The 1,108-nt window shown below is 74.4% G+C and carries 1 protein-coding gene and 1 pseudogene; both read right to left on the bottom strand.

Going from position 1 to position 1,108, the window contains the following annotated elements; translation table 11 throughout:
- On the bottom strand, positions 1-694 hold a 694-nt coding region (locus ACWD3D_RS37365), incomplete at its 3' end, for an ABC transporter ATP-binding protein (protein WP_451465072.1).
- Positions 691-1,011, bottom strand: a pseudogene (locus ACWD3D_RS37360) (hypothetical protein); the annotation flags it as partial. The pseudogene ACWD3D_RS37360 and the gene ACWD3D_RS37365, both read right to left, overlap by 4 nt.
- Between the last annotated feature and the right edge of the window lie 97 nt (positions 1,012-1,108).

Raw genomic sequence — 1,108 nt, 5'->3', positions numbered from 1 at the left:
CCATGACCTGTGCCGGGGCGCCGACGACCGGCGCGGCACCGGGCGCGGGCAGCAGCACGACCCGGTCCGCGTACTGCACCACGCGCTCCAGCCGGTGTTCGGCCATCAGCACGGTCGTGCCCAGGTCGTGCACGAGGCGCTGGAGCACCGCCAGGACCTCCTCGGCCGCCGCCGGGTCCAGCGCGGACGTCGGCTCGTCGAGCACCAGCACCTTCGGGTGCGGGGTCAGCACCGAACCGATCGCGACCCGCTGCCGCTGGCCTCCGGAGAGCGTGGCGATCGGCCTCTCCCGCAACTCCGCGAGTCCCAGCAGATCGAGGGTCTCCTCCACCCGGCGGCGCATCACGTCCGGGGCGAGCCCCAACGACTCCATGCCGTAGGCGAGTTCGTCCTCCACGGTGTCGGTGACGAAGTGCGTGGACGGGTCCTGGCCCACCGTGCCCACCAGATCCGCGAGTTCACGCGGCTTGTGGGTACGCGTGTCCCGCCCGTCGACCGTCACCCGGCCGCTCAGCGTCCCCCCGGTGAAGTGCGGCACCAGACCCGGAACCGCGCCGAGCAGCGTCGACTTGCCGACCCCGGACGGGCCGACCAGCAGCACCAACTCGCCCTCGGGCACGGTCAGGTCGATGCCCGACAGGGTGGGTTTGGCCGCGCCCTCGTACCGCAGGGAGACCTGCTCGAACCGGATCACTGGTCCTCCTTCGGATACGGCGGCACGGCGGGGGCCGGATACGGCGGCACGGCAGCTGGACGCGGCGGTACGGGCGCGGCGAACGCGGGCAGCAGCCCGATCAGGATGCCCGCGGCGGGCCACAGCGGCAGCACCGGCGGGGCCGGCGGGACGACGCCGGGCCGCAGCGCCGCCGGGTCCACCGAACCCGCCCGGATCATCACCGCGGCCACCAGCACGCCCGACCCCGCCACCAGCCAGGCCCGCACGCCCCAAGGGTCGGGCCGGTACCGGGTGCGCACCGAGCGCCGCCCGCCGAGGCGCAGCCCGGCCATCGCCGTCCAGCCCGCGCAGATGCTCGATGAGCAGGTCCTCGGTCACCGGGTCGATGGCACCCACCCGTTCCACCGCCTTGCGGTGGCTCTCGATGATGCC

It is taken from the genome of Streptomyces sp. NPDC002690, from assembly GCF_053592415.1.
This window is presented reverse-complemented; position numbering and strand designations above follow the sequence as displayed.